Annotated in this window: 21 protein-coding genes; 6 read left to right on the top strand and 15 right to left on the bottom strand. The window is 48.5% G+C overall.

Annotated elements, in window-relative coordinates:
* The first annotated feature begins 52 nt into the window (after positions 1–52).
* Positions 53–1,063 carry a LacI family DNA-binding transcriptional regulator gene (locus JSQ97_RS07425; protein WP_205075468.1) on the top strand — a complete coding sequence of 337 codons (1,011 nt, stop codon included), beginning with the start codon at positions 53–55 and terminating at the stop codon, positions 1,061–1,063.
* Positions 1,064–1,165: 102 nt separating this feature from the next.
* On the opposite strand, the gene JSQ97_RS07420 is transcribed toward JSQ97_RS07425, so the two are convergent.
* The 10 genes from JSQ97_RS07420 to JSQ97_RS07375 all read right to left on the bottom strand — a co-directional run bounded on the left by JSQ97_RS07420 (position 1,166) and on the right by JSQ97_RS07375 (position 13,587).
* Positions 1,166–2,032, bottom strand: a complete 867-nt coding sequence (locus JSQ97_RS07420; RefSeq protein WP_205075467.1) for an NAD(P)/FAD-dependent oxidoreductase — start codon at positions 2,030–2,032, stop codon at positions 1,166–1,168.
* Between the two features lie 17 nt (positions 2,033–2,049).
* Positions 2,050–2,766 (bottom strand): MmcQ/YjbR family DNA-binding protein, encoded by a 717-nt coding sequence (locus tag JSQ97_RS07415; protein WP_205075466.1) that lies wholly within the window; start codon positions 2,764–2,766, stop codon positions 2,050–2,052.
* Positions 2,767–3,035: 269 nt separating this feature from the next.
* Positions 3,036–3,737: an MBL fold metallo-hydrolase gene (locus JSQ97_RS07410; protein WP_205075465.1), complete on the bottom strand. Its 702-nt coding sequence runs from the start codon at positions 3,735–3,737 to the stop codon at positions 3,036–3,038.
* Positions 3,737–4,057: an ABC transporter permease subunit gene (locus tag JSQ97_RS07405; RefSeq protein WP_180487610.1), complete on the bottom strand. Its 321-nt coding sequence runs from the start codon at positions 4,055–4,057 to the stop codon at positions 3,737–3,739. The genes JSQ97_RS07410 and JSQ97_RS07405 overlap by 1 nt, the downstream gene beginning before the upstream one ends.
* A 92-nt stretch (positions 4,058–4,149) precedes the next feature.
* Positions 4,150–5,859, bottom strand: coding sequence for an ABC transporter permease (locus JSQ97_RS07400; protein ID WP_205075464.1), 1,710 nt, complete (start codon positions 5,857–5,859; stop codon positions 4,150–4,152).
* 67 nt (positions 5,860–5,926) lie between these two features.
* Positions 5,927–6,934 (bottom strand): ABC transporter ATP-binding protein, encoded by a 1,008-nt coding sequence (locus JSQ97_RS07395; RefSeq protein WP_205075463.1) that lies wholly within the window; start codon positions 6,932–6,934, stop codon positions 5,927–5,929.
* Positions 6,935–7,020: 86 nt separating this feature from the next.
* Positions 7,021–8,067, bottom strand: coding sequence for an extracellular solute-binding protein (locus JSQ97_RS07390; RefSeq protein WP_205075462.1), 1,047 nt, complete (start codon positions 8,065–8,067; stop codon positions 7,021–7,023).
* Positions 8,068–8,115: 48 nt separating this feature from the next.
* Positions 8,116–8,961, bottom strand: coding sequence for a glycerophosphodiester phosphodiesterase family protein (locus JSQ97_RS07385; protein ID WP_205075461.1), 846 nt, complete (start codon positions 8,959–8,961; stop codon positions 8,116–8,118).
* 203 nt (positions 8,962–9,164) lie between these two features.
* Entirely contained in the window at positions 9,165–11,333 is a 2,169-nt protein-coding gene (locus JSQ97_RS07380; RefSeq protein WP_205075460.1) for an extracellular solute-binding protein, read from the bottom strand.
* Entirely contained in the window at positions 11,320–13,587 is a 2,268-nt protein-coding gene (locus tag JSQ97_RS07375) for a helix-turn-helix transcriptional regulator (protein ID WP_205075459.1), read from the bottom strand. Before JSQ97_RS07375 ends, JSQ97_RS07380 begins: the two co-directional genes overlap by 14 nt.
* Positions 13,588–13,840: 253 nt before the next feature.
* Between JSQ97_RS07375 and JSQ97_RS07370 the strand changes: the two genes are divergently transcribed.
* Entirely contained in the window at positions 13,841–14,617 is a 777-nt protein-coding gene (locus tag JSQ97_RS07370) for an Rpn family recombination-promoting nuclease/putative transposase (RefSeq protein WP_205075458.1), read from the top strand.
* 57 nt (positions 14,618–14,674) lie between these two features.
* Here the strand turns inward: JSQ97_RS07370 and JSQ97_RS07365 are convergent, their stop codons facing one another.
* The 4 genes from JSQ97_RS07365 to JSQ97_RS07350 all read right to left on the bottom strand — a co-directional run bounded on the left by JSQ97_RS07365 (position 14,675) and on the right by JSQ97_RS07350 (position 19,733).
* Positions 14,675–15,784 carry an ABC transporter ATP-binding protein gene (locus JSQ97_RS07365; protein WP_021331606.1) on the bottom strand — a complete coding sequence of 370 codons (1,110 nt, stop codon included), beginning with the start codon at positions 15,782–15,784 and terminating at the stop codon, positions 14,675–14,677.
* A 4-nt stretch (positions 15,785–15,788) separates the two neighbouring features.
* Positions 15,789–17,516 (bottom strand): ABC transporter permease, encoded by a 1,728-nt coding sequence (locus JSQ97_RS07360; protein ID WP_205075457.1) that lies wholly within the window; start codon positions 17,514–17,516, stop codon positions 15,789–15,791.
* The gene (locus tag JSQ97_RS07355) at positions 17,513–18,622 is read right to left on the bottom strand and encodes an ABC transporter ATP-binding protein (protein ID WP_205075456.1); all 1,110 of its coding nucleotides are present in this window, start codon (positions 18,620–18,622) and stop codon (positions 17,513–17,515) included. Before JSQ97_RS07355 ends, JSQ97_RS07360 begins: the two co-directional genes overlap by 4 nt.
* Before the next feature lie 79 nt (positions 18,623–18,701).
* A complete protein-coding gene (locus JSQ97_RS07350) occupies positions 18,702–19,733 on the bottom strand; it encodes an ABC transporter substrate-binding protein (RefSeq protein ID WP_187384244.1) in 1,032 nt (343 codons plus the stop codon).
* 356 nt (positions 19,734–20,089) lie between these two features.
* Between JSQ97_RS07350 and JSQ97_RS07345 the strand changes: the two genes are divergently transcribed.
* The 4 genes from JSQ97_RS07345 (at position 20,090) to JSQ97_RS07330 (ending at position 23,414) form a co-directional block, all read left to right on the top strand.
* Positions 20,090–20,347 (top strand): SemiSWEET family transporter, encoded by a 258-nt coding sequence (locus JSQ97_RS07345; RefSeq protein ID WP_187384243.1) that lies wholly within the window; start codon positions 20,090–20,092, stop codon positions 20,345–20,347.
* 422 nt (positions 20,348–20,769) lie between these two features.
* Positions 20,770–20,991, top strand: coding sequence for a hypothetical protein (locus tag JSQ97_RS07340; protein ID WP_239447021.1), 222 nt, complete (start codon positions 20,770–20,772; stop codon positions 20,989–20,991).
* A gap of 9 nt (positions 20,992–21,000) precedes the next feature.
* Positions 21,001–23,097: a heavy metal translocating P-type ATPase gene (locus JSQ97_RS07335; protein WP_205075455.1), complete on the top strand. Its 2,097-nt coding sequence runs from the start codon at positions 21,001–21,003 to the stop codon at positions 23,095–23,097.
* Complete coding sequence (locus JSQ97_RS07330) at positions 23,094–23,414, top strand: hypothetical protein (protein WP_205075454.1); 321 nt, start codon at positions 23,094–23,096, stop codon at positions 23,412–23,414. The genes JSQ97_RS07335 and JSQ97_RS07330 overlap by 4 nt, the downstream gene beginning before the upstream one ends.
* A gap of 223 nt (positions 23,415–23,637) precedes the next feature.
* Here JSQ97_RS07330 and JSQ97_RS07325 read toward each other — a convergent pair whose 3' ends face one another.
* A complete protein-coding gene (locus JSQ97_RS07325; RefSeq protein WP_205075453.1) occupies positions 23,638–25,656 on the bottom strand; it encodes a S1 family peptidase in 2,019 nt (672 codons plus the stop codon).
* Between the last annotated feature and the right edge of the window lie 167 nt (positions 25,657–25,823).

The following is a 25,823-nucleotide window of genomic DNA, read 5'->3' as shown; positions in this document are numbered from 1 at the left end:
CAATAAAAAATTTTAAGTTGCAAAACGGCAAAATACGGGTGATAATAATCCTATGATCACCATCAACGATGTTGCACACATAGCCGGCGTATCGAAATCGACCGTTTCCCGCGTTATGACGAATCCGTCGATCGTCAAAGCGGAAACGAGAGAAAAAGTGCAGCGCGTCATCCGCAAAAAAAATTACGTGCCGAGTACGATCGCACAAAACCTCAGCGGTACGCCGACAAAAACCGTGGGCATCGTCATCAACGAAATGGCAAATTTCTTTTTCGTCGAAATTCTCGAAGGAGTCGACCGCGTGCTCTCCGCACACGGATATTCGCTCGAAATCCATTCGTCACAATGGATCGCCGAAAAAGAGAGCGCGCAGATACGCTCGCTCATAAGCAAACGTGCGGACGGCGTGCTGCTCGCCCCGCTTTCGAGTTCGAGCAAAAGCATCAATATGCTGTTAAAAGCGAAGATACCGCTCGTCGTATTCAACTGCATCCCGGATTCGCACCGATGCCCCTACGTCGCATCCGACAATTTTGCAGGAGGCGCACTCGCAGGCGAATACATGAATACCCTCGGCGTAAAGCAGTACATCGTCGTGTCGGGCTTCGAACACCAAACGATTACGGACAGAGTAAACGGCTGCCTTGCCGCGCTGAAATCGAAGCGCGCCGTCCGTTATGAACACGTAAGTACATTTGAAGACGGAGAAAATCTCGTTCCGATTTTAATAAAAAAGGATCGCATCGATACGGTAAAAACCGCGCTCTTTATCACGAACGACAACGTTGCGATCGGAGCGCTGCACAAACTGATCGAAAGCGGCATACGGATCCCCGAACAGGTTTCCGTCATCGGTTACGACGACATAAAGCTCGCAAAACTGTGCAAAGTCGCGCTGACGACCGTTTCGCAAAACGCATTCCGGATCGGAGAAACCGCTGCGGAAAAACTCCTCGACATCATCTCGAAAAAAGATGTGCAAACGGGCACCGTGTACGCACCGTCGATGATCGTGCGGGAATCGAGCGGAATATCGTCCCCGTTCACGTCCCGTACCGAATAGTCGCAGAGGTCATATCGCCTCTCTGTAATTAAAAATATTTTTTAATTTCATTTTCCCGAACAGCCGATATATATCGAAATCCGCGTCGAAAAACCGTACGATTTACGCGCCCCGTTTTTTCGCATCGAGATAGCTTACCGCAGAAAGAGCCGCGATCGTCCCCTCGCCCGCCGACTTGCTGTACTGATACGGCGGACCGACGAGATCGCCGCACGCAAAGCAGCCGGCGACGCTCGTTTCCATGCGGCGGTTTACGCGTACGTGGTTGTTGTCGACTTCGATGCCCGATACGAGCCGGCTCGGAGAAATCGCTTCGCGCAAAATAAAGACGCCGTCCGTGCGGATCTTTCCCTCGTCGGTTACCAACGCTTGCACGGAAGTATCGCCTTCGATCGATTTCGGCACTTCGCGCACGATTTCGATTTTATCCGACACGCGCACATCTCCTTTGTACATCGGAATATAATACGTTTTCGCCGCAAGGTCAGCGAGGAAATTCGCTTCGCTCTCTTCATTCGCGCCGAACGCAATGACGGCAACTGTTTTATTTTTATACAGCGGCGCGTCGCAGGTGGCACAGTAGCTTACGCCTTTGCCGAGAAAGCGCTCCTCTCCCGGATAGGGTTTTGTTGCGACGACGCCCGTCGCCAAAATAAGGGCATCCGCTTCGAGCATACCGATCGACGTCTGTAAGCCGAAATAAGTGCCCATCGGATATACCGCCTGCACGCGCGCTTCCGTAATCTCGATCCCCATCGCATCGAGGTGGGCATAAAACGCTTTTCGCATATCGCTTCCGGTAATATTCGGCAAACCGAGATAATTTTGCACCGTATGCGCTTTTTCGATTTTTTCGCTTAAACGCTTGCTGCCTAAAAGCACGAAATTTTTATTGCGGATTTTTGCGGTGAGCGCGGCGGACAAACCTGCCGGCCCCGTCCCGATTATCGCGATGTCGTATCGTTCCATGCTTTAAATATACGTATTTATGAGCGCGCACGACAAGGGCGGGGCGACACGAGCGCACGGCTTTTTTTTAATAAATCGACGATAAGGTCGTCGGAAACGCTGCCGTCGAGCGCAATCGTTATCCAATTTTTTTTGCTCATGTGATACGCATCGTAAAAACCGCGCCGCTTTTTCAGCTCGATACTTTTTTCAGGATCGATTTTTACGTTGATTATTTCGACGATCGCATCGTCCGCCGAAAGAGAGGCAGCGCGCCCCTGCTTTTCGATTTTGCTTTTCGATATATTCATAATGATTCCGTACCACTTGCGGTTTTCGGGATTTCTGAATACGCCGTACTCGGGAGCGGTCGAAAACGGAAAATCGATTTTATCGCCGAAAAGCTTTTCCGCTTCGCGCGCGATCCGGTTCGCCTGATCCGTCAAAAACGGCTGCGGCACAAAGCACGCGTTTTTAATTTCCCGCAAAAACGCTCGGTAACTTTCACGCACTTCGTTTACGAACGCGCTTTGTCGGCTTTTCGCCCTGAGCGGAAGATAGCGTTCGCCCGCCTGCACGTCGAACACCGAAGCGCTGACATCTCCGCCGCTTGTGACAACGACGTCGGCCGTAAAATCGCCGTTCAAAAATTTTCCGGAAAACGAATACTTCGAGCCGTTTTTAACAAAACCGAATTTCACAAGTTTTGCAAAATCGGGGATCGAGCGCGCAAAGATTTCTTCTTCGATCGTCATGCAAGATCAGTATACGCCTCTCTTCCGGCACGCGTCAACGACCGCCGATAAAACCGGCGCGGCACTGAAAATTACCGCAGCTTTTTCTTTTTTTATACCGAGATCGTACAAACGGTTAAACGAGCCGCTAAAATAGCGCGTCTCGTTTAACTTCGAGTTTGCCTTTCGGCAAACGTCGCTTATTAACTGTGCGCTTGCGCGCACGAATTGCACGGCTCCTAAATCCGAAGATTTACTCGCTGTGCAATTTTAAGGATTGTTTCCGTAAATTACGGCACTTCGATTTTCGGAATTTGAAAACCTTTTTTTATCAAAAGCGCGGCAAGCTTTTCGCTTCCGAGATGCATGCAATACACGCGTTTCCGTTCCGACACGGGGATTTTCCGTTCGAGCGTCGTATAACTGCAATGCCCCGCCGCAGCGGTATCGATCGTCGCTTCGTGAAACAAAAGATCGATTTTATTATCGAGAAATTTTTTGAGCACGGGATCGGGAATATCATGCGCGTCACCGCTGTAATAAAAGCTCGCGCCCTTAAACGAAACTTCGTAACCGAAGCATGCAATCATATCGGAATGAACGACACGGTAAGGGGTGATGGACAAGTTCCAATCTTCCGGTACCGAAAGGTGATGCGTATACTTATCGTCGCTTATGCCGATACATTTTAAAAATCGCTCTATCGCCCGCGTCGGATAGAATATGTCCACCGGCTTCGGCACTATGTGAGCACAAAACGAAAGAACCGTTCCCAAGCTCCCGATATGATCGCTGTGAAGATGCGTAATTATTATTATCACCCGTCGAATACGCTTTGATTGCAAAAATTTCAGCATACGAGCGTATACGCTTTCGCCGCAGTCGAACATGAAAAGCGTCGTACCGTCTATAAAATAAGCATTCGTGTTTCCGAACGACGCATTGAATGCCGAACCGATGCCTGTAAAATGAAGTACGTTTCTTTTTGCCATTATTTTATTCCCGAAGCAACGAAGCTTTCAATAAATTTTTTCTGGAAAACAAAGAACAAAACTACGAGCGGTATGCTTATGATAAACGTCGCGGCGCATACGTTTGTCCACTGCAATACCGCTTCTTTGCTTTTTGCGAACAGGGCAAGCCCGACGGTAAGCGTTCTGTTTTCGACCGAATTCGTAACGATGAGCGGCCACAAAAAATTATTCCAATGATAACTGACCGAAATCAGTCCGAATGAAATATACGCCGTCCGCGCATTCGGAATATAAACGTGCCGGATTATCTGCAGCGTATTGCATCCGTCGATCGTCATACAAGATCAGTATACGCCCATCCTCCGGCGCGCGTCAACGCCCGGCGACAGCTAGCGATACAATCCGCTATAGCTGAAAGTTACCGCCGTTTTTACTTCGCTTTTTTATGCCGCTGCATTAATCGCTGAGCGAAATACAATGCCGCCGATGAAATAATTATCAACACAACCGAATATACGAATGTCATAGCTTCGGCATTTGTCGTCGCTGTTTCATCACTTGCGCTTTTGATGACTATACCGAGCGGCTGAAACAGCGGATGATATAAAAACACAGAAATATCATAATCGCTGAGAAGACTGTTAAAATTCAAAACGATAACGGATATTATTGCAGGAAGGATAACCGGCACAATAACGTGCAACATCGTGTATAGTGTTCCCGATCCCATAGACCGAGCCGCTTCTTCGAGATTATCATCGATGCCGAAAAACGCCGCCTTGATCATTCTAAACGTAAAGGGCAGCCGCACGACGATGTACGCTATCAGCATAATACCGAGCGTTCCGATTAAAACCTTATTTCCCAAAATAAACTGCGGAGTATCATACGTCAGCATCAAGCCCAGAGCAATAAGGGTACTCGGTAAAAGCCACGGGATGAGAATCGAGTATTCAAAAAACGCATCCGCTTTATTTTTGCTTTTGTGAACAATTTTTGCGACGATAACGGCCAACACTGCGGCAATGACGGCGGCCGATAATGCATACGCAATACTCACAAGATACGGTTTAAACGCCTGAGCACTCGTAAACAGGGTTTTATAATTTTCAAATGTCAGTGCCGAAAAATCGATCCTGCCTTGTTTTACGTTCAACGGCTTGCAAAAAGAAAAAAGAACGACAAAACTAATAGGTGCCATATATATACAAAAAAGGATAAAGGCGACGGCGTGCGCGAGAATATTGCAAAACGGATTATGTATGCGTTGTTTTTCCAAAGGAATTTTTGTCTTTGAAACGGAAATATAATTCCCGCCTTTTTCTATTTTGTTCATAATGGAAAGCAGGATGACAGTCGCCGTACCTAAAATAACCGCCAACAGAGCAGCTATCTCTCGTGAGTAAGGAGACTTTGCAAAGCTTATAATCATCGGATTGATCGTCTGAAAATCCGTACCGCCGACAATCAACGGAGCACTCATCGCGCTCAAGCCGGTCAAAAACGTTAAAATAGTGATTGCAAACAGCGTCGGTTTTAAAATAGGCAGCACGATTTTAAATAAAATCGTAAAACCGTTCGCACCCATATTTTTTGCGGCTTCGATAACGTGTCCGTCCAAATCCCGAACTGCATTGGTGAGAAAAATAATATGGTTGCTTGTACAGGCGAATGTCATAATAAAAATAACCGCCCAATATCCGACAAACCAACCGGGATCGAGCGACGGGATAAGCTTTATAAGAAATTTTGTTAAAATACCGTTGCTGCCGTATATGAATTTATAGCCGGTCACAAGCGTTACGCCGCCGTAAACAAGCGAACTCATATAACCCAATTTTAATATCTTTGCGCCGCGAATTTTCCAATATTCGGTTAGAAAAACACAGAAGATTCCCGTGATATTGACCGTAACGATCATCGATACCGCAAGAACAAAACTGTTCGTCATACTTTTCAAAGCCCGTTGCGATTTTATAATCTTGCTGAACGCCTGTGTGGAAAAGCTGCCGTTTTTATAAAAAACGTTTATTAAAAGATTGATATTCGGATACAAAATAAAGACGGTTATCAAATAAATGAGAATTGCTTTCAATACGATCAATGCGACGTTTAGATCTTTTCCCGTTCGTTTTAACATTCTTTCCTCGCAAAATAAAAATCATATAAAACCGACAACCGGCAGCAAAAAAACGTATAGCGGCTTTTTAGAATTGCATGATATCCGACGGATTGACATATACCGTCAATTTCGAATCATGAGCGCGGATATTCCTTCCGTCGTTCTTTTCCAAACATTTTATCTCTTCGCCGCATACCGCCAAAGAATATTTTGTAAAAACTCCGTTATATTCGATATCGGTAACGGTTGCCGGCAAAGACAAAAAGCCGTCTTTTTCTTCGGTCAATACACGTTCCAATCTGATAAACGCTTTTTTATCAGGAGCAAATTTCGTACTTGCAGTTTTCTTATTGATTTCACCGAGAATCCGGTTTCCGATTGAATTTATATCTCCTATGAATTCGCACACAAAGGCGGAAGCCGAATTATTATAAATTTCAACGGGCGTTCCGACCTGTTCAATGCATCCCTCGTTGAACACGGCGATCCTGTCAGACAGTGTCAACGCTTCTTCCTGATCGTGCGTTACATACAGCGTTGTAATTCCCAAATCCTTTTGAAGTCTTTTTAATTCTCCGCGCAAATTAACCCGAAGCTTGGCATCGAGATTGGACAAAGGTTCGTCGAGGCACAGGATATCCGGTTCAAGTATGAGCGCACGAGCCAATGCGATTCGCTGCTGTTGTCCACCGGATAATTCAGATACGTTTCTTTTAAGCTGGTCTCCGCTGATCTTAATCTTTTCGGCTATATCCGCAATTTTTTTATTAATTTCTTCTTTCGAATTTTTTTTGATCTTCAAGCCGAACGCAAGGTTTTCATATACGGTCATTGTCGGAAATAGCGCATAACTCTGAAAAACCATACCGATACCTCTTTTTTCAACCGGCATCGACGTCACATCATTATCGTTAATAAAAATGCTTCCCTTTGACGGTGACAAAAAACCGGCCAATGCCCGCAGTGTCGTCGTTTTTCCACATCCTGAAGGTCCTAAAAATGTAAAAAACTCGCCCTCTTTAATAACAAGGTTCAGATTTTTTATTGCGGTAAAACTTCCGTATGATATCTCCACATCTTTAAATTCTATCATCTTTCGGTACCTTTTTTTCTACTTTACGATAATTGAAAATTGCAGGCATCGTATTGCGGATGCCTGCAAAACACTGCCGTATGTACTTATTTGATAAATTCCAATTCGACTTTTTCAACCCATGCATCGATATTTTCCGCTACGAGCGCCCAATCCATATTCTGACTGTGTACTGCGCCCATAAATTCTTTCAAATCCGTACTTGCCTGTTCAAGCGCTTTCGGATGAGCGGGTATCGTTCCGAATTTATTGCTCCACGCAGCTTGCACTTCTTTTGAGCCGAACCAGTTCGCAAAGTCGATCGCCAAAGCCGTCTTTTTGCCGTTTGCGATAATGCCGACCTGTTCTACGACATAGGGTACGCCTATAGCCGGACTCATAATACCGAATTTATACTTTCGTTCTTTTTGATGCTGTAAAACGCCGCTGCCCCACATCATCGTCATCGGGCGTGAACCGTTGATGACATTGCCGACATAGTCTTCGCCTTTTATCTCTATGTGCGCGTTTTGTATATAGGCTTTCGCAACATTCCAACCTTCTTTTGAAATCCCCAGTTCCCCTTTGGGATCTTTATATCGAATCAAAATACTGGAAAGAATATTTTTTGCCGTACCGCCGTTCAGTGAAAAAATATTGTACTTGTCTTTATATTTAGGATTTGTAAGATCCGTCCAATCTTTTGGCACATCTTTGAGCTGATTGTTGTAAATAAGTACGAGCGGCTGAATGACGATCGGATAATAATAACCGTCTTTATCTCCGAGAGTCATATCGACTTCATTTGCCCAAACCGGTTTGTATTGTTGCAACAATTTCGCTTTTTTAAGCTTTTCGTATTCCAAATTATTCAAGCCGAAAACCAGATCCGCTTGCGAATTGTTTTTTTCCGCGATGAGGCGGTTAGTCAACTCTCCTCCCGGAATCGGAACCACGGCGATATTAAAGCCTTCGTTTTTTGCCAGTTCCGTAATCCATTCACCTCTGCCGTCGGAAGCCGAATTGGAATAGATGAGCAGCTGCCGGCTTCTGTCCGCTGCCGCGTTTCCGTCTCCCGATTCCGCAGACCCCATACCGAAAGTCGATGTCGCCGCGATCGTCAGCAGTATCGCAATTACTCCGATTTTTTTCATACCATACCTCCTCTGAAAAATTATTAATTCCGCGTTTTATTGCACCGTTTACATCCGTACCGCACGGCGACGGATTTCATCTCGAAAGCCGACCGCCAACGAAGGCCAATCCGTTTGAAAAATGTCAAACCCGTAATCACGGAGTTTACCGTATATCGTGTTGACACCGTCGGCAATTGCCCTGTTGTCATCAAGCAAGCCCGATAAAACGATTTCATCGTTGAGCGTTATGACATTTACCCATGCAAGGATCCCTTCCTTATGTAAGTTTTCGATATACCCGTCCGCCAAAAACGGTGAATCGAGATTCGTAAAAATCAATTCGGCGGCAACGATATTGATGCTATACCGCCTTACGGTTTCCCATTCCGCAGGTGTTTTGACAATAGGCATATACATGAGAGGCGAGCCGCTTTGTTCGAGTTCTTCCAAGAGTTTTTCTTCTACCGGCGATTTTAAAATAATCTGATTGTACATTTTCAAAGAGTCAAGAAACGCGATCGTCTCTTTCCAATAAAACCACGAGCGATCGATATTGATAAAACACTGTCCTCGTAATTTTTCGAGAATGCCTTTCACCTTTTCAAGATGTTGACCGACAGTATGCCCGTCCGCATTTTTGCATCGGTACGAATCGATTTCTGCGGCGCTCATCGTACGTATATCTTTTTCCGTTCCGAGCACTTTGTTTTCTTCACCGTTATGAAACGCATAAAACACGCCATCCGTACTTTTAATAATATCCATTTCAACGATATCCGCTTTATGTAACAGTGCATTTTTATATGCCAGATACGTATTTTGTATGATATTGCCGCCGCATATTCCTCTGTGCGCCGCAATCAATATGCGATTTTTTTGTGCCGCTTTTAATAAAGTATTTGTCGTGTTCATGATTTTTATCCGTACCGCTGCCGTTATGAGAATAGTATATACTAATAATTGGTACGTGTCAAATTATATTTTAAAAAATCGTCGATTTTTAAAATATATCTATAAATTTATAGTATTTTTTAAATTTTTACGATTTTTCTAGCATAAATCGGATAAATATCTTAAATATATTTGGAACGTTCAATATAAAATTGCGTTTTTTGCTATTTCGGTCGATTAAATGCGGCATCGAGATTTTTTTGCGCTTCGGCGATCGCGGAATCGACGTCCAAAATACCGAACAGCGCCGAACGGATGGACGAGCCGAGTATCTTTTCAAATCGATATTCGTTAAATGCGGCGTTCGGCACTTCGTCATGGCGCCGTCCGTCGGCCATCGCCGCGTCGACCCCCGCTATCCACGGATACAAACTCAAAATATCGATATCGGACAATAATTTTTTATTGTTGATATAGCCGCCGAGATACGAAATCATCGAAGCGGTGTGATCCGAATACAGCCATAAAAAAAATTCGCGGACGGCATCGAGCTTTACGGTATTTTTGGAAATGCCGATACTGCCCCCGCCCAAAAGCGGAAAGCCGCCGGGCACTTGCGAAAAACCGATTTTATTGACAAATTCGGAATTTTTATAGTGCATGATCGCGGATGCGTGATTGCAAAAGACGACGGTCATAGCCGTATTTCCCGACGCGAATTCGTTCATCGCTTCCGACCACCAGTTCAGCGTATGCTTCGGAATACACTCGGCACTTTTTATGTGCTCGATCAAGGTTTTGCGAAAGAGCGGATCGGTAACCTTTATATGCCCCGCATCGTCGTAGAATCGTCCGCCGTATGAACGATAACGCGGCAAAAATTCGCAAGCGGCCGTTACGGACGAACCGATCACCAATGATGTGCCGTAATCGGTCGGAGATTTTTTATTCCGCGATTTCGTAAAAAACGACGCGATTTCATCGTATTCCGCATAGGTTTTCGGAAGGGTGAGCTGCCGCTTCGTCGTTTCAAAAAAAGAGCGGCGTATGAGACTGTCTTCAAACAGATCTTTCCGATAGTACAGCATCTGCGCGCTTATATCGAAGGGCAAGGCGACGATTTTATTGTCCGAATAATAATAATCGCGCGGAATTTTTGTCGAAAAAGATTCGGAGATCGTTTTATACGGATCGGACGAAAGATCGAGCGGCAAAAAAATCGCTCCGCCGATTTCGGTCAGCCACGCCATATCGAGCCGTATCAAATCGTACGCTTTGCTGTCCCTGCTCTCCAATGCCGCTTTGTACAATTCGTCGTACGGCATCGTGATGATTTTCAGCGCGATTCCCGTTTTCGCGGCAAAAGAGGGAGCGAGAGCTTTCAGCGCATAGGCCGTAGGACTGTTCAGCGTAAGCAAATTGATCTGCTCGCGCTTTGCGATGCGGCGAGGAGCTTCGCTCGGATTTAAAAAACCGTCGGCCGGAAGGATACATTCTTTTTCCGTCTCCGACGTTTTATGTAAAATACGCTGTGCGATTCGACAGCCGAGATATTTATAATTCAATTCATACGCTGACGTTTCGAATCCGTGCATCATCGATTTATTTGTTACGGTAAAAATTTGCAAAGGAGAAGCAGGATTGTAATACGCATGAGCGGTTTTCACGTATTCTTCGTTTTCATGTCCGAAAACGAGTACGGCGTCGAACGCGGCATCATCCGATACGATCGCAAACGCCGTATTCGCACACATCGACTCTTCCGAATAAAAAACCGAACAGCGGCAGCCGGCATTTTTTAAAACCGAAATGCAGCCGCGGACGAAGTCTTCGTTGCAGCTGTATCGTGCCGGGCCGCAAAACACGGCAACCTTCCGCCGTCCGTTTTTTACGGCGCTTTCGGCAAGCTCCGTACCCGCACGCTCAAAATCGAAAGCGTAAAAAAACGCGTCGGGATCGGGCACGCGGCGTTCCACATAAAAAAGCATCGAATCTTTATACCGTGCAATACGCTGCAGAGAAGCGCTTATGACGATGAGCGCGCTCGGATTTTCCGCGCATATCGTATCGACGAGCTTCGTTTCCTTTTCGCCTGAATCGTCGGTACTGTAAATCGTAAGATCGTAATCGGAATCGTTCAGCACAAAGGCGACGCCCGCATACAGATCGCCGTATCGTTTTATATGCAGCTTCGGTACGATGATTGCGACTCTGTTCGTCTTTCCCTGTTTCAGCTGCTTCGCCTGCGCATTGGGTTTGAATCCCAGCTGCCGCACGGCATTTTCGACGAGATTGATTTTTTGTACGCTGACGTTTCCTTTTTTATTGAGCACGTTCGAAACGGTTCCGTGAGAAACGCCTGCAAGATTTGCAATGTCTTTAATCGTCGCCATACGCTTTTTCCGTCAGCTGCTCCGGCCGCATCCTGAACTGTGCCGGAGATGCGCCGAAATATTTTCGAAACAGCACGTAAAAATATTGTCCGTTCGATATGCCGATCCGCTCGGCGATCTCTTTTATCGTCAAATCGGTTTCCAGCAAAAGCCGCTTTGCATGCGCCATCCGCGCTTCATTGATATAATTTGCGATCGAAATATTTTCCGATGCTTTAAACAATTTCGAAACATAGGTATCGGACAGGCCGAGACTGTCCGCGATCGCCTTTGAAGACAGCTGTGCATCGTACAATTGCTCGTCGACGATCCGTTTGATCCGCTCGGCCGTTTTCTTTTGCTTTTGCTTATGTTGCTCTTCGCTCTGCGCGCAGATCTTTTCCATAAGCGCATAATACTCCGCATCTATGTCCGAAATATCTTTCGCCTGTTCGATGACTAAAGCGATGCGGTCGGCGCTGTCGTACAGCCGTTCCTCTTTTTCGGCGGAGGGCGTACCGTCCAACGAGGCCGTAAGGTTTACATAAAGGCGCTTCAAATTAAACACGATCGCGGCGTATCGGTATTCGCAGAGTTCGCGTACCGTATCGCCGTAAGAGGCTTCCGCCGCCACACGGTTACCGGCCCGGAGCGCCTGCATCAATTTTGCTTCGATCGCTTCCGGATAGCGCATGCCGCTTTTCCGCGTATCGATATAACGCTCATACGCCGCCCCTTTTTCGCGGTAAAAGATGCGCGCCGCATACAATTCCCGAAGCCGTGTAAAAGAACGGTGCATATCGCACGCGCCACAGATTTTTTCGGAAATAACCGCAAAGGCTTTTTCGTTCCCCGCGATGCGCTCAAAATATGCGGACGCTTTTTCTTCGCTCGAAAACTGAACGATAAACGCAAAGAGATCGTCGACGGCAACGCGTTCCGCTGCACACGGAGCATCCCCTTGCCGCGCGGTTTCCGCCGGCGCACATTTTACAGATTCGGCGGCGGATTTTTCTGCCGCCGTCGATGCCGGTTGCACTGCCGTTCGTTCGACACCCGGCAAAAGTTCGGACGCGGTCAAAACGATGTACAGCGGATGCAATGTATCGAGCTCGGTTTCACAGCCGCTGAAAGCCGTTTGCAAATCGACATCGTCCGGAGCGGGAGAGGTAAGCAGCTGTTTCAGATATTCCCTCTTTAATATGGAAGCGGATGCTTCTTTGCTTACGAGCTCTTTTTGAAGGTACTGATCGATATTATTAAAAACCGCATCTTCACCGGAAGCGTTCTGCCCTGTTTGTACGGCAAAAAAATTAACAACTTTTTTGAGCGGAACGTAAAAGCGTATCAATATGAGCAGCGAAACGAAAAGCCAGCTTACGAGAATAATCGCGGCAACCTGTACGGCGGTCGTCCGAAAACTTTCGAGTTCGTACGAAAGCCTGTCGGCGTCGATGCAGCGTATATAGTAGAGCTGCGGGTCTGCAAGATACGAATAGATAAACGATGTGTCTCTCACCTTCTTTCCCGCCGCATACCCCGATGCGCGCGGTTTTACCGTTATGTAGCCCGAAAGTGCCGAAGCGTTCCGTATCGCCGAAAAATCGCAGGAAGCCGTATTTTCGGAAACGACATCGGGAAACACGATTTCATCGGTATCGAGGCGGTAGAGCACGCAGTTGTCGTACGGAAATTGAAAATACAATTTATTAAATTCTTTTGCGTCGAAATTGACCATCATCGCATTCGTGCATACGCCACGGGCGTCCGTTTCCGAAATGATAAGCGAATACACATCGCCCCTCCAAATCAAATACGGATAACTCGCGTCCTTTGAGGTCAGCAATTCGACGGCCCCCCTGTCGGGAAAATCGCCGCACGTATCGGAACCCGTTTCCTTTGTCGAATAGACGTATGCGCGGCGCGCGTTGTACACGTACACCGAATCGATAAAGCCGTTCGAGCTCGTAAACGAATTCAATACCCTGATCGCGAGTATCGCATCAAAATTGGAAACGTCGGCCTGTGTGCGCAGTTTCGTTACTTGGGGATTGTAAAAGTTCTGATATGTGCAGGCGGTCAGCATCGTGTGCACTTGTTTTGCCGTGCTGTCGGCATACTGCACGAGTTCGCCGGTCATATTGGAAATGGCGCGCAGTACCATTTTTTCGTGCGCCGCGCTCAAAATCGCGACGACGACGACAAAGGACAGAGCTGCAGTGAGAAAGTGAAACAGCCACGTAAATGCCGCGTAATACGAAGTAGAACTTTTCATACTCATCGAAAGCAAAAATCTGCTTTTAATAAGTATAGCACAAACGCGCCGCCTTTTCAGCACTCGACTCCCGCATCCGGCACTGTGCCGTCGGGAGCGCTTTGCGCATAAACTTTACGCAAGCACTCCGCGCAATTAGACGAGTTGGCGACGAGCGCGCAGCTTGCAACGATCGTACGGCACAGGAAACTTACATTTTACAAAAAACTCCGAAATCGCAATATCTCCGCGATATATATAACGGAGGACGCTTATGCACAAAAGTTTTGACGATCTGACTATCGCCGACGATTTTATGTTCTGTAAAATCATGCAGGATGAAGGTATTTGTAAAGAATTCCTCGAAATGGTCTTGGTAAACGAAATCGGGAAGATTGCCTACCTGTCGCCGCAAAACACCGTAGCGACCGGCGTTGCAGCAAAGTCGGTACGCCTCGACTTACTTGTAAAAGACGAAGCGGGCAAATCTTACGATATCGAAATGCAGGTATCGAACGAACACAATATCCCGAAACGTATGCGATACTATCAAGCAGCGATTGACATAGCATTCTTGGACAAGGGAACGCATTACAAAGCCTTAAACGACTGCTACATTATTTTCGTCTGCCTTTTCGATGCAGTCGGGAAAGGCCGGCCGCTTTACACCTTTGAAAACATCTGCATTGAAAACCGGCAAACGCCCTTACAAGACGGCACAAAAAAGATTATAATAAACGCGGAAGCTTTTAATAAAACAAAGGACACGGAGCTCAAAGGTTTTTTGGAATATCTCAAGACAGGAGCCGCAAATACGGAATATACAGGGAGGATAGAAACGATGATACAAACTGTAAAAAAAAGTGAACAGGCACGGCAGGAATACCGCTTTATGTCGGGGTTTGAAATGGATGCCCGGGATAAAGGCTTTTCCGATGGCGCGCGCCAAGCAAAGCTTGAAACGGCAAAGTTGATGCGCGCTCACAATTATCAAGTGGCGGAAATTTGCGCAATGACCGGTCTCAGCGAAGCGGAAGTGGAAAAGCTGTAAACTTGGATGCAAATGCACTGTGCCGTCGGAAGCGCTTTACGCAAGCACTCCGCGCAATTAGACGAGTTGACGCCGAGCGCGCTCTTCTTCGGAGTTTTTATCGTCGTCTTTATACCACATGACGCCGACCAAATCGACGCGGCACTCCTCTCCCTGTCTGAATACGACGCGGTGCGGCGTCTGCACGAGGAGCATCTGTCCGCCGACTTTTACGTAGTATTCGGTGCAATCGGTGAGGAACACGCGCTTTTCGATTTTCGTTTTATATCCGACCGATTTATTCAGATTGATCGCATTCGGGCGCGCCGCCATAAAACGCTTTTCCCCGTTCGATGCGTCGTCGGGAAGCCGGCACGGAATGGCCTGCGAATAATCGCCGTCGGGATACGCTTTGCCGTCTTTGATTTCGACTTTGACAAAGGTCGATTTTCCCAAAAAGCTGTGCACGAATCTGTTCACCGGTTTGTTGTAAAGATTGCGCGGCGTATCGATTTGGACGATCTTTCCCATGTCCATGACCATCATGCGGTCGGACAGTGCCATCGCTTCGGACTGATCGTGCGTGACGAAGATGATCGTAAAATTGAATTTTTTCTGCAGTTCTTTGATTTCGAAACGCATCGACTCGCGCAGTTTCGGATCGAGATTCGAAAGCGGTTCGTCGAGCAGCATGACTTTCGGATTCGTTACGATCGCGCGCGCAAGAGCGATACGCTGCTGCTGTCCGCCGGAAAGATTTCCCGGATAGAGCGATTCCAATCCGTCCAAATTCGTATACGAAAGAGCTGCGGCAACCCGCTCTTTGATTTCGTTCCGTGCAACTTTTTGCACTTTGAGCGGCAGCGCGACGTTTTCGAAAATGTTCATGTGCGGCCACACCGCGAACGCTTGAAACACCATACCCAATCCGCGTTCTTCCGGCGGCACGTACAAGTTTTTGCTTTTGACCGACACCGGCCGCCCGCACAAATGAATTTCGCCTTCGGTTAAATCTTCAAAGCCCGCAATCATGCGGAGCGTCGTCGTTTTGCCGCAGCCCGACGGGCCGAGAAACGAAAAGCATTCGCCCTCTTCAATTTCGAGATTGAAGTCGTCTACCGCGACAACCGACTCTATCGATTTTTCTTCGAATTTTTTCGTAACGTGTTTTAATACGACTTGAGCCACGGCTCTACCTTCCTTTTCTCTCTTTTGTAATCTGCGTGACGATCGTATTGCACACGATGATCAATATGATGGCTACCGAAGCGAGCGCGGAAGCTCTCTGGATATAACCGTCGCTGCGCAGCGAGTAAATCGCCACCCCGAGCGTCCGCGTATACGGACCGTAGAGCAGCACCGACGTGGTGAGTTCGCGCATAGCCGGCAAAAAGATCAGGAAAAATCCCGACACCATCGCCGGCCGGATAAGAGGCAGCGTTATGTCTTTGAGCGCTTCGCTGTGAGACGCCCCGCACGAACGCGCAGCATCTTCAAGCGACGGATGCACTTGCTGCAGAGATGCGGACGCGGACTTCATCGAAAACGACAGATAACGCGCGATGTACGCGATGAGGATGATCCAAATCGTATTGTATAAATTGATATGGAAGATGACGCCCGACCACGCGAGGATAACGCCGATGGCGAGTACCGTTCCCGGAATCGAATACGGAAGCACCGAAACGATTTCCAAAATGCCCTTGCCCTTCGGTTTGATTTTGTTGACAACGTACGCGATCATAACGCCGAGGAACATACTCAATACGCCGGCGGAAACGGAAAGGAACAGCGAATTGCGGATCGAATCCGTCACCATTTTATTGCCGAACAATATGTTCGCATAATTTTTAAACGTAAAGTTTGCAAACGTAAGCGGCAGTCCGTACGCTTTCAAAAATCCGACGAGGAAAATCATGACGAGCGGTACGAGCACGATGACGATGAGTGACAAAAATGCGATAACCAGCAGCGGATATTTTCCGTGGCGCAATTTGATCAGCGTCGGGCGCATGCTCTTTCCCTTGATGATATCGTAACTGCCCGAGCGCAGCACGAGCTTTTGAATAACGAGAGCGATCGACACGACGATGACGAGCAAAACCGAAAGAGCCGCCCCTTCGCGGATGCCGTTGAAATCGCCGGCCGCACGGTTTATCAACTGATAAATCTTCGTCGGCAGCGTATAGATATTTTGCGAAAATCCGAGGATCGACGGAACGCCGAAATGCGCGAGCGATGAAATGAGGATGAGCAGCGCACCCGACGATATGGCAGGCAGCACGAGCGGAAGCGTGATCCTCCTGATAACGTAGCCCTGCTTTGCACCGGCGATGCGCGCGGATTCTTCGAGCGTCGGATCCATGCGTTCAAGCGCGCTGACGACCTGCATAAACACGAACGGAAAATAATACGACACTTCGACGAATATGATACCCCACACCGAATTGATGTTGACGGGCGCCTTTTGCAAATGGAAAGTCGCCATGATCCAATTGTTGATATAGCCGCCGCGAGCGGAAAGCATCAAGTCCCACGCCATCGCTCCGAAAAACGGCGGAAACATATACGGGATCGTAAAGAGGCTGCGCATGAGGCCTTTGAGCGGGATGTCGCTTCTGCCGAGCAGCCACGCGTAAAAAAGCCCCACGATCGTACCGAGCACCGTCACCCAAAACGCGATGACGATCGTATTCCACATGGCGCCGATATTGTCTTTGTTGCCGATGACGCGTGCAAACAAACCCAAGTCGAATCGGTGTTCGTAAAAAAACGCGTTGTAGATGATCATAAAGATCGGAATGATGACAACGATAAACAAAATCACAAAGCTGAGCGCCGTCATAACACCGTCGAGATTCAAGGCAAAACGTTTACCGTCGAGCTTTGCCAAATCGGCATTGCGGTTTTTAAACATCATACAGCCTCCGCCGCCCGGGCGGTTTTTTCCCGCGCGTAGTATTTCGGATCGATGAACTTCAGCCCCGCAACGTCGCCGGGCACATATTCGCGGGAATTGAGCATGTCGAGCGTACCCTGTTCGACGCGTATTTCCTTGCCTTCGAAATCGACGAAATAGGTGCTTTCGCTTCCGAGAAAACTTGAACTCTTTACGGTACCGCGCACGGCAGAAGCTTCGTCGAAAACGATGTCGGACGGACGGATGCCCATATCGTATTCGCCGTTCGTCACATCGGACGGCAAAGCGGATTCGGGGACATCGGCGTAGCGTATCTCTTTGCCGTTCAGATCGAAATACATGCCGTCTGATTTTTTCTTTACCGGAATAAAATTCGATACGCCGATAAACGTAAAGACGAATTTATCGGCGGGGGTGAGCAGTATCTCTTCGTCGGTGCCGATTTGGCTTAAAGCACCGGAGGGATCCATCACCGCGATTTTATCGCAGAGCTGCAAAGCCGCCTGCTGATCGTGCGTTATATACAAAATCGTCGTACCGACCGTCCGCTGGATCTGCCGTATTTCGACGAGCATCTCTTCGCGGAGCTTTGCGTCGAGGTTCGTGATCGGCTCGTCGAGCACGATAACGTCGTCCGACGACACGAGAGAACGCGCGATCGCAACGCGCTGCTGCTGTCCGCCCGACAGCTGCGACGGCAAGTGATTTTTATATTTTTCCATCCGCACTTGAGAAAGCGCGAACTCCGCTTTTTTTTGTATTTCGTCTTTCGGCATCTTTTTCTTTTTCATCGGATAGACGACGTTTTCCCACACCGTCATATGCGGCCACACCGCGTAATCCTGAAAGACGACGCCGATATTGCGTTTTTCGGGCGCAACGTTGATGCGCTTTTTTGCGCTGAACACACATGTGTCGCCGATATAGATTTCGCCCTTTTCCGGTTTAATAAATCCGCAGAGACAGCGGATGAGCGTCGTTTTGCCGCAGCCGGACGGACCGACGACGCCGAGGATTTGGCTTTCGTCCACCGTGAGCGAAAAATCCTCGAATATCGTGTGCCCTCCGTATCTGAATGTAACGGAATCGAATTTTATCTGAGCCATATACGTACCGAATCGGTTTTATGGAAAACCGCAACATACGGCGGCGGCCGCGATAACGAGCAACGCCGCCGTGCAGTTTTTATTTGAAGATTTTGTCGAAGACGGCGAGAACATCGCCGCTGTGCTTTGCAATTTCCGCGTCGTCGATTTTCATAGCGCGCTTGGCGATTTCCGACGGAGAGAGACTGCCCTCTTTTTGAACGTCGTCTCTGATCGACGCACAGCCGTGTTCGCTCAAAATCTTCTGACCTTCTTCCGACAGGATGTAATCGTACAAAAGTTTGCCGTTTTCCTGATTCGCGGAATTTTTAATGAGCGCGATCGGACTTGAAATGGCGACGAGATCGGTTTCGGGATACACGAATTTGATCGGAGAACCGTCGCTTTCGAGCGTCTGAGTAACGTAGTCGACGGCGATACACACTTTGTATGCGCTCGCAGCGACTTTCGTATGCGTCGACGTCGTACCGCTTTCAAGTTCGGTGCCCGCCGCTTTTAATTTTTTAAAATAGGCTTCGCCGTATTTCGCGTCGGCGAGCAAGCCCGCAACCGCGTAAAACGTCGTTCCCGATTCGCCGGGATCGGTCATAACGATTTGATTTTTATAAAACGGATCGAGCAGATCGTTCCACGTTTTCGGCGCCTGTTCCGGTTTTACCGTATTCGTGTTGTATGCGAAACCCATGACGACCATGCGGCCGCCGCAATAATAATTTTCGGGATCTTTATACAACGCGTCGACGTGAGCGGCTTCGGGAGACGCATAGGCTTCGAGAATGCCCTGCTCTTTGAACGTAATATAGTTCGACGGATCGCCGACCCATACCAAGTCGCAGGCGATTTGCCCCGACTGCTTTTCCGCAGCCATCTTCGTCGCGACTTTACTCGTTCCCGCAGCATAATAATCCATAACGATGTTCGGGTATTTTTTGGTAAACCCTTCTTTTACCGCGATGAGCTGCGCTTCTTTCAGCGACGAATACAACATGACCGATCCGGACTGCGACGAAGATGTCGCTTTCCCGGAGGATTCCGCGCTTTTTTTCGAACACGAGATTATTCCCGCGATCAATAGGATTGCCGCCGATACGGCTGCGATTCGCTTGTGCATATCATTCTCCTAAAACGTGATCGATGTGGCTGTCCAAAAGCTTCGATTTTCGGACAGTTTCTTTGATTGTGCGTACAGTATAAATCATATCGTATATTTTGCCAGTGTAAATTTCGGACATCGGCTGAAAAAACCGTTTTTTAAACCGCGAATTCAGCAAATAATAAATATTTCGCGGCAAACGGCAGGACTGCTGCCGAGCATACAGCCGGTGCGAGTCGAAACGATAACACGATTTATTCGTGCGGAGGATTTCATACCCCGTCACTCTGCGTCGGGATTGTTGATTGTGTCTTTTTTTCAATTACGATATAGTGGCGCATATATGCGGGCACAGGATCCGCAAGGGGAACAAGATGAGCGAAAAGAAATTAAAAATTTTAGGCTGGATCGGAACGGTACTTTCAGTGTTTATGTATGTATCATACATTCCCCAAATATGGGGCGACGTTCACGGACACAAAACGCCGTTTATACAACCTTTAGCTGCCGCGGTCAACTGCACTATATGGACGGCTTACGGACTTTTAAAAGAGAAACGCGACTATCCTTTATCGGCGGCAAATTTGCCCGGCGTTATCTTCGGACTAATTGCAACAATTGCTGCCTTTTAATCAAACCGGCAGGGGATAGGTCTGTAAGTCTGAAAGCGATTCCTGCGCGGGGAACTTCGCACTCCGTGCTCGTTGCAAGTTGCGCGGGGAACTTCGCACTTCGTGCTCGTTGCAAGTCGCGCGGGGAACTTCGCACTCCGTGCTCGGGATCGCGCTGATAAGTCCGCAGGAGAAAAACGGCCGAGCCGTTTTTCTTTCATAGGAGACGTAAATAATTCCTGCGCACTGCTCGGATTTGATCAATATAAGTCGAGAGGCGAAAAACGCTCAACACGTTTTTCTCTCATAGGAGACGTAAATAATTCCTGCGTACTGCTCGGAATTATTTACTCTTGCATTTTCCCACTCATAGCGGTATCATATACATACATTATAAAACTCAATACAAATGAAAGACCGGCGGGTTTCGGCAGGAGAATACGATGTCAGAAGGCATGAAAAAATTTTTACTGGGTGCGATTGTCGGTGCGGCAGCGGTGTCGCTTATCAAAACGGATGCTTTCCGCAAAGGCTGTTCCAAACTGATGGTCGCCGGCTTGCAGCTCAAAGACGACGCTTCCGCTTTTTTTGAATCGGTAAAAGAAGACGCCGAAGATGCGGATGCCGAAGCGAAACACAAAAAAGAGACCGCTGCAAAAGCATAATCATACTTTATGAATTTTTATATAAAACATTCTCTTCCGGGGCGCATCCGAATACGGTACGACAAATCTGAAGTGAATCTGCGTCAGGCTGTTCTGGCGCAGAATTTGTTGTCCGTTCAAGAAGGGATGAACCAGGTAACGGTCAATCACATCACGGGTTCATTCCTTATCTATTACGACGAAACAAAACAATCCGAACAGAGCATCAAAGCGCTGTTTGCCGCTCTTTCCGACAAATATCTCAACGACGACGATATGCTTGCCTCCGTCGCACTCCCCACGAAACAGACAAGCCTCTTGGGATCGCTCATTTCGATGGCGGCATGGCATTATGCAAAACGACTTTTACCTCCGCCGCTACGATTGATCTTGCAGTTCACTTCGATCGCGCCGCGGGTTTTAAAAGGCGGAAAACGGATTTTTTCCGGACGAGTGTTCTGCGCCGACATTCTCGATGCGACGGCCATTACGGCAGCCGCGGTGACAGGCGATATGACGACCGCGTCGAATATCAATTTTTTGCTCGATATCGGCGAAACGATCGAAGAATACACGAAAAAGAAATCCTATGAAGATCTGGCATCGACGCTGTTTTCCGAAAACGATCAAGTGCAGCTCGTCGAAGGGGATACCGAACGCAAGGTTCCTCTGTATACGCTGAAAAAAGGCGACATCGTCGCGGTGCGCACGGGTTCGCTCATTCCGGCGGACGGCGAAGTCGTCAAAGGCGAAGCGCTTGTCAATCAGGCGTCGATCACCGGAGAGCCGCTCGCCGTCGAAAAGCGAAAAGGACACAGCGTATTTGCCGGAACGATCGTGCAGGAAGGAGAGCTGTTCGTGCTCGTACGCGCGACGGGCAGTCAGACGAAAGTGCAGAATATCCTCGCAATGATCGATTCGTCGCAGCAGCTGAAAGTTTCGTCGCAAGTACGTTCGGAGCACCTTGCCGATCAGCTCGTCAAATATAATTTTTTGCTTTCGCTTTTGACTTTTATTTTTACGGGAAATATGACAAAGGTGCTGTCGACGCTTATGGTCGATTATTCGTGCGCGATGAAGCTCGCAGCTCCTCTTGCGGTATTGAGCGCGATGAAAGAAGCAGCCGAGCACGGCATCCTCGTCAAAGGTGGAAAATTTCTCGAAGACGCATCCCGCGCCGATACCGTCGTGTTCGACAAAACCGGCACGCTTACGGCGGCGGAACCGAAACTTTCGCGCATCATCGTGTTCGGCAAAGAGAGCGAAGATGAGATGCTTGCAACGGCCGCGTGTTTGGAAGAACATTTTACTCATCCCGTCGCCCATGCGATCGTACAGGCCGCCGTCGACAAAGGACTCAAGCATCCCGAACGCCACGCAAAAGTCGAATACATCGTCGCGCACGGCATCGTAACGACGCTGAACGGTAAACGCCTTTCGATCGGCAGCAGGCACTTTATATTTGACGACGAAAAGGTACTGCGTCCGGAACATCTCGATGCGATCGCCAAAGACGCGCTCGATCGGGGCGAATCGCTTTTGTACCTCGCCGAAGGAAAAGGGCTGCTCGCCGCTTTCGCGATCACCGATCCCGTGAGAGCCGATGCGAAAGAGATCGTCCGCCGCCTGCACGGTACGGGCATCGTCAACTGTACGATGATAACGGGCGACGATGCGGGTGCGGCGAAGACTGCCGCGGAGCTTACGGGCATCGATCACTATATTGCGCACGCGCTGCCGGAAGACAAAGTCGCATACATCGAAAAACAAAAGCGGGAAGGGCACACCGTCATCATGATCGGCGACGGTATAAACGATGCCCCTGCACTCGCCGCTGCGAATACCGGAGTTGCCATGGGCGACTGCGCGGAAATCACCGGAGAGACGGCGGACATCGTGCTGCCGTCGGGCGACGGACTTGCGGCGCTGCTGAAAACGCGGGTCATGGGTCAGCGTTTGATGAAAAAAATCGACGGCAACAATAAAAATATAATAATTGTTAATTCCGCGTTGATAGCAGCGGGTTTGTTCGGCTTTATTTCGCCGTCGCTCGCAGCCGTTTTGCACAATTCGTCGACGATCGCATTTGCCGTGCGGGCGATGCAGCCGTTATTGAAAAAAGAATGATGCAGATCAATTATTTTCCGGGCAGACTGCGTTTGCGCGATCCCGCTCTCCGCGACGAAGCGATACGGTCGGCCGCCCTCGCCGTATTACACTCGATTTGCCCCGCAGCCGATCCGAAGTACAACGAAAAAACGGGCAGCGTGCTTATCACATACGATCCTGACGGCGTGCCGCTCGAACGTTTGCAAACGCTGGTTCCCGTTTTAAAAAAGCTCCGGCAAAAACTCGCCTCTTATTCCGAAAAAAATCGCGGCGATATCCTATCCGATATAGCGCAGATCAAATCGATTGTCGATTCGTGGAGCGGGAGCGCATAAATATCCGCCGCAGAATCGCCTTTTCAAAGTTGCTTCTAAAAACTGCTATTTAAAGGTCCTCAATCGTATTCGTGCGAAGAATTATCTCACATAAAGCGGCGGGATCGTTCTATCGATCGAATAGACTTAATTTCTAAATAGACTCAATTTCGAGTTTTAGGTATCCCGGCTGAAACGTGCAGATCGATCCGTTCTCGGAATGATCTGCACGTTGTTAAAACTCTTACCGTACTCGGACAGCCTTTTCAGCAGCGGCGATAAAGCGCAGCGCTTCGCTCTTTTTCCCCTGTCCTCCCAATCCTCCGCCGAGGATATAGATGCAGTCGGCACCGCTGCGGGTCTTGTAGCTGATGCCGTGCGGATAGATGATTTTATCGATCATCGTGTATTGTTCACTGTCGTACGGCTTTCCGTCATAAGGGGCAATGCCGTCACGTTTTTGCTCCCAGCTTTCCGTCGTCGTTTTCAGCGCACTTGCATCCGGCTTGGGCTGTTTGGAAATAAACAAAAAGCGGTAATTTTCCGTGCGCTTATTCGTATCAAGGCTCAACGCCCTTTCTTCCTGCACGAGTTTGCCGTCTTTGAACGCATAGCCGATCGAAAGGCCGAGCGTCGTGTCGTCCGCCGGAGTCAAAACCGAAGACGGCAGATCAAGGGAATACGCGCCGGTTTTGAGCGCGATATGCTTTTTGGAATAATCGAGCGAAACGGAAGCGATAACGGGATCGCGTTTTCCGACTTCCGCTTCGGAGAGCGCAAGATATTCTTTCCAATTTTTCAATTCCGCCGAATACGACGGATACGCGTAGTCGGTGATAAAGGCCATATCCTGTCGGTGCCCGTTTAAAACGTCGCCGTACGAATCGAATTTGAGCATAACGTATACGCCGTCGGGCATCGGAAGCGCGTACGCGATCGCCATATAATCGACGAAGGGAAGTTCCCAATAATTGACAAGCCACGTGCGTCCGAAGCGGTCGATGTGCTTGTCGGTTTTGCACGGGTCACCGAAAGATGTGATCGCGATATTTTCGCCGGCAACGTTCCGCGTGATTTTGCTCGCCGAGAGGATATAGTCGACGTAAGTTTTCGGAGAGGCGATAAGGTCTTTCAGCGCGACCGATTCCGGCTTGACGATATATGCGAACGTATAGCCGAGCATGGCTCCGAAATTGACAAAACCGTCGTCGCCGAGCTGATGCGTCGAAATTTCTTTCGGCTTCGCGTAATCCCACTTGCCCGCATCCGACAGATAAATCGTGTACGGAAAGCCGCTCATATACGAATTCGAAAGCATTTCCGCGGCCCCGGCAGCTCGGGCAAAGCCTTCGTTCGCGTCGGGCGCAAAGCGTTCGCCCAAGTCGTGTACGAGCTTGTCGGTATTGTTTCTGTTGCGCGACGTGATCTCCGCGCGGAGCGATCCGAGATTTTGCGGCAGCGAAAGTTTTTCATCGAAAACATGATAAAAGCGTTCCGTCAAAATCGTCGGCAGCCGATAGTAAAACGGGATGTGTACGACGCCGGTGTTGTCGGCGACGTTTTTCGTTTCCGCAAAGGGCAGCGCGTAATTTAGATTTTCGTTTTGACTTTTCATTTCGACGATGCCGAGCACGTCGCCTTTTTCCGTGATAAGCGGTCCGCCGGAATTTCCCGGGCTTGCGGCCGCCGAAAAGCGGAGCCACTGCCATGCGCCGTTTTCCTGTTCTGGCGTACGGCTCGTGAGCACACCGTTTCTGATGACGATACCCTCACCGAGTGCGTTGCCGACGGAAAACACGGTCGAGTTCAACGCCGCATCGGGCGCGACGGAAAGTCCCTTGCTTTTATCCGCAGTAAAATTTTCTACATCGAAACAGATAAAATCGCGGTCGGTCGCAAATTTCGTAACCGACGAAATCTTCCATGTTTTACCGTCTTTGCCGCGCAAAAAATAATTCGTATACAGCGTTTCTTTGTACAGCGAAAATACATGCGCCGCAGAATAAAATTTTCCGTCGTTCATCAAAAACGCCGTACCGATCGGCAAGTACGCATCGTTGCGGATCGCAAACGGAATGCGCTCAAGCGGAAGTTTTTTTTCGTATGTGAGATTTCCCTCCGCCGGTTTTTCGACGACAACTTCAAATACCGCCGCCTGCACTTTTTGCAAAACGGTGCTTTCCAAAATAGTCTGCGCGTAAACCGAAACAAACGCGCACGCCCAAACGACAAGGGCAAAACAGAGTTTTCGTGTGTTTTTCATAAGGCGATTGTAACACGCTTCCCCGAATATTTCCAGCGGGCGCATTGCCTCACGTTAAATCTAACCGAAAAAAAAGCTGTTCATCACGTAAAAATCTAACCCAAAATAGAAGCCCGAAGGAAGGGCAAGATGGGGTTAGACATGAAAACGAAAAAGAAATTGACCGA

Source organism: Treponema sp. Marseille-Q4523 (assembly GCF_016901105.1).
Taxonomy (GTDB): Bacteria; Spirochaetota; Spirochaetia; order Treponematales; family Treponemataceae; genus Treponema_D.
The sequence above is the reverse complement of the archived record's forward strand: the minus strand, read 5'-3'. Positions and strand labels throughout refer to the sequence as shown.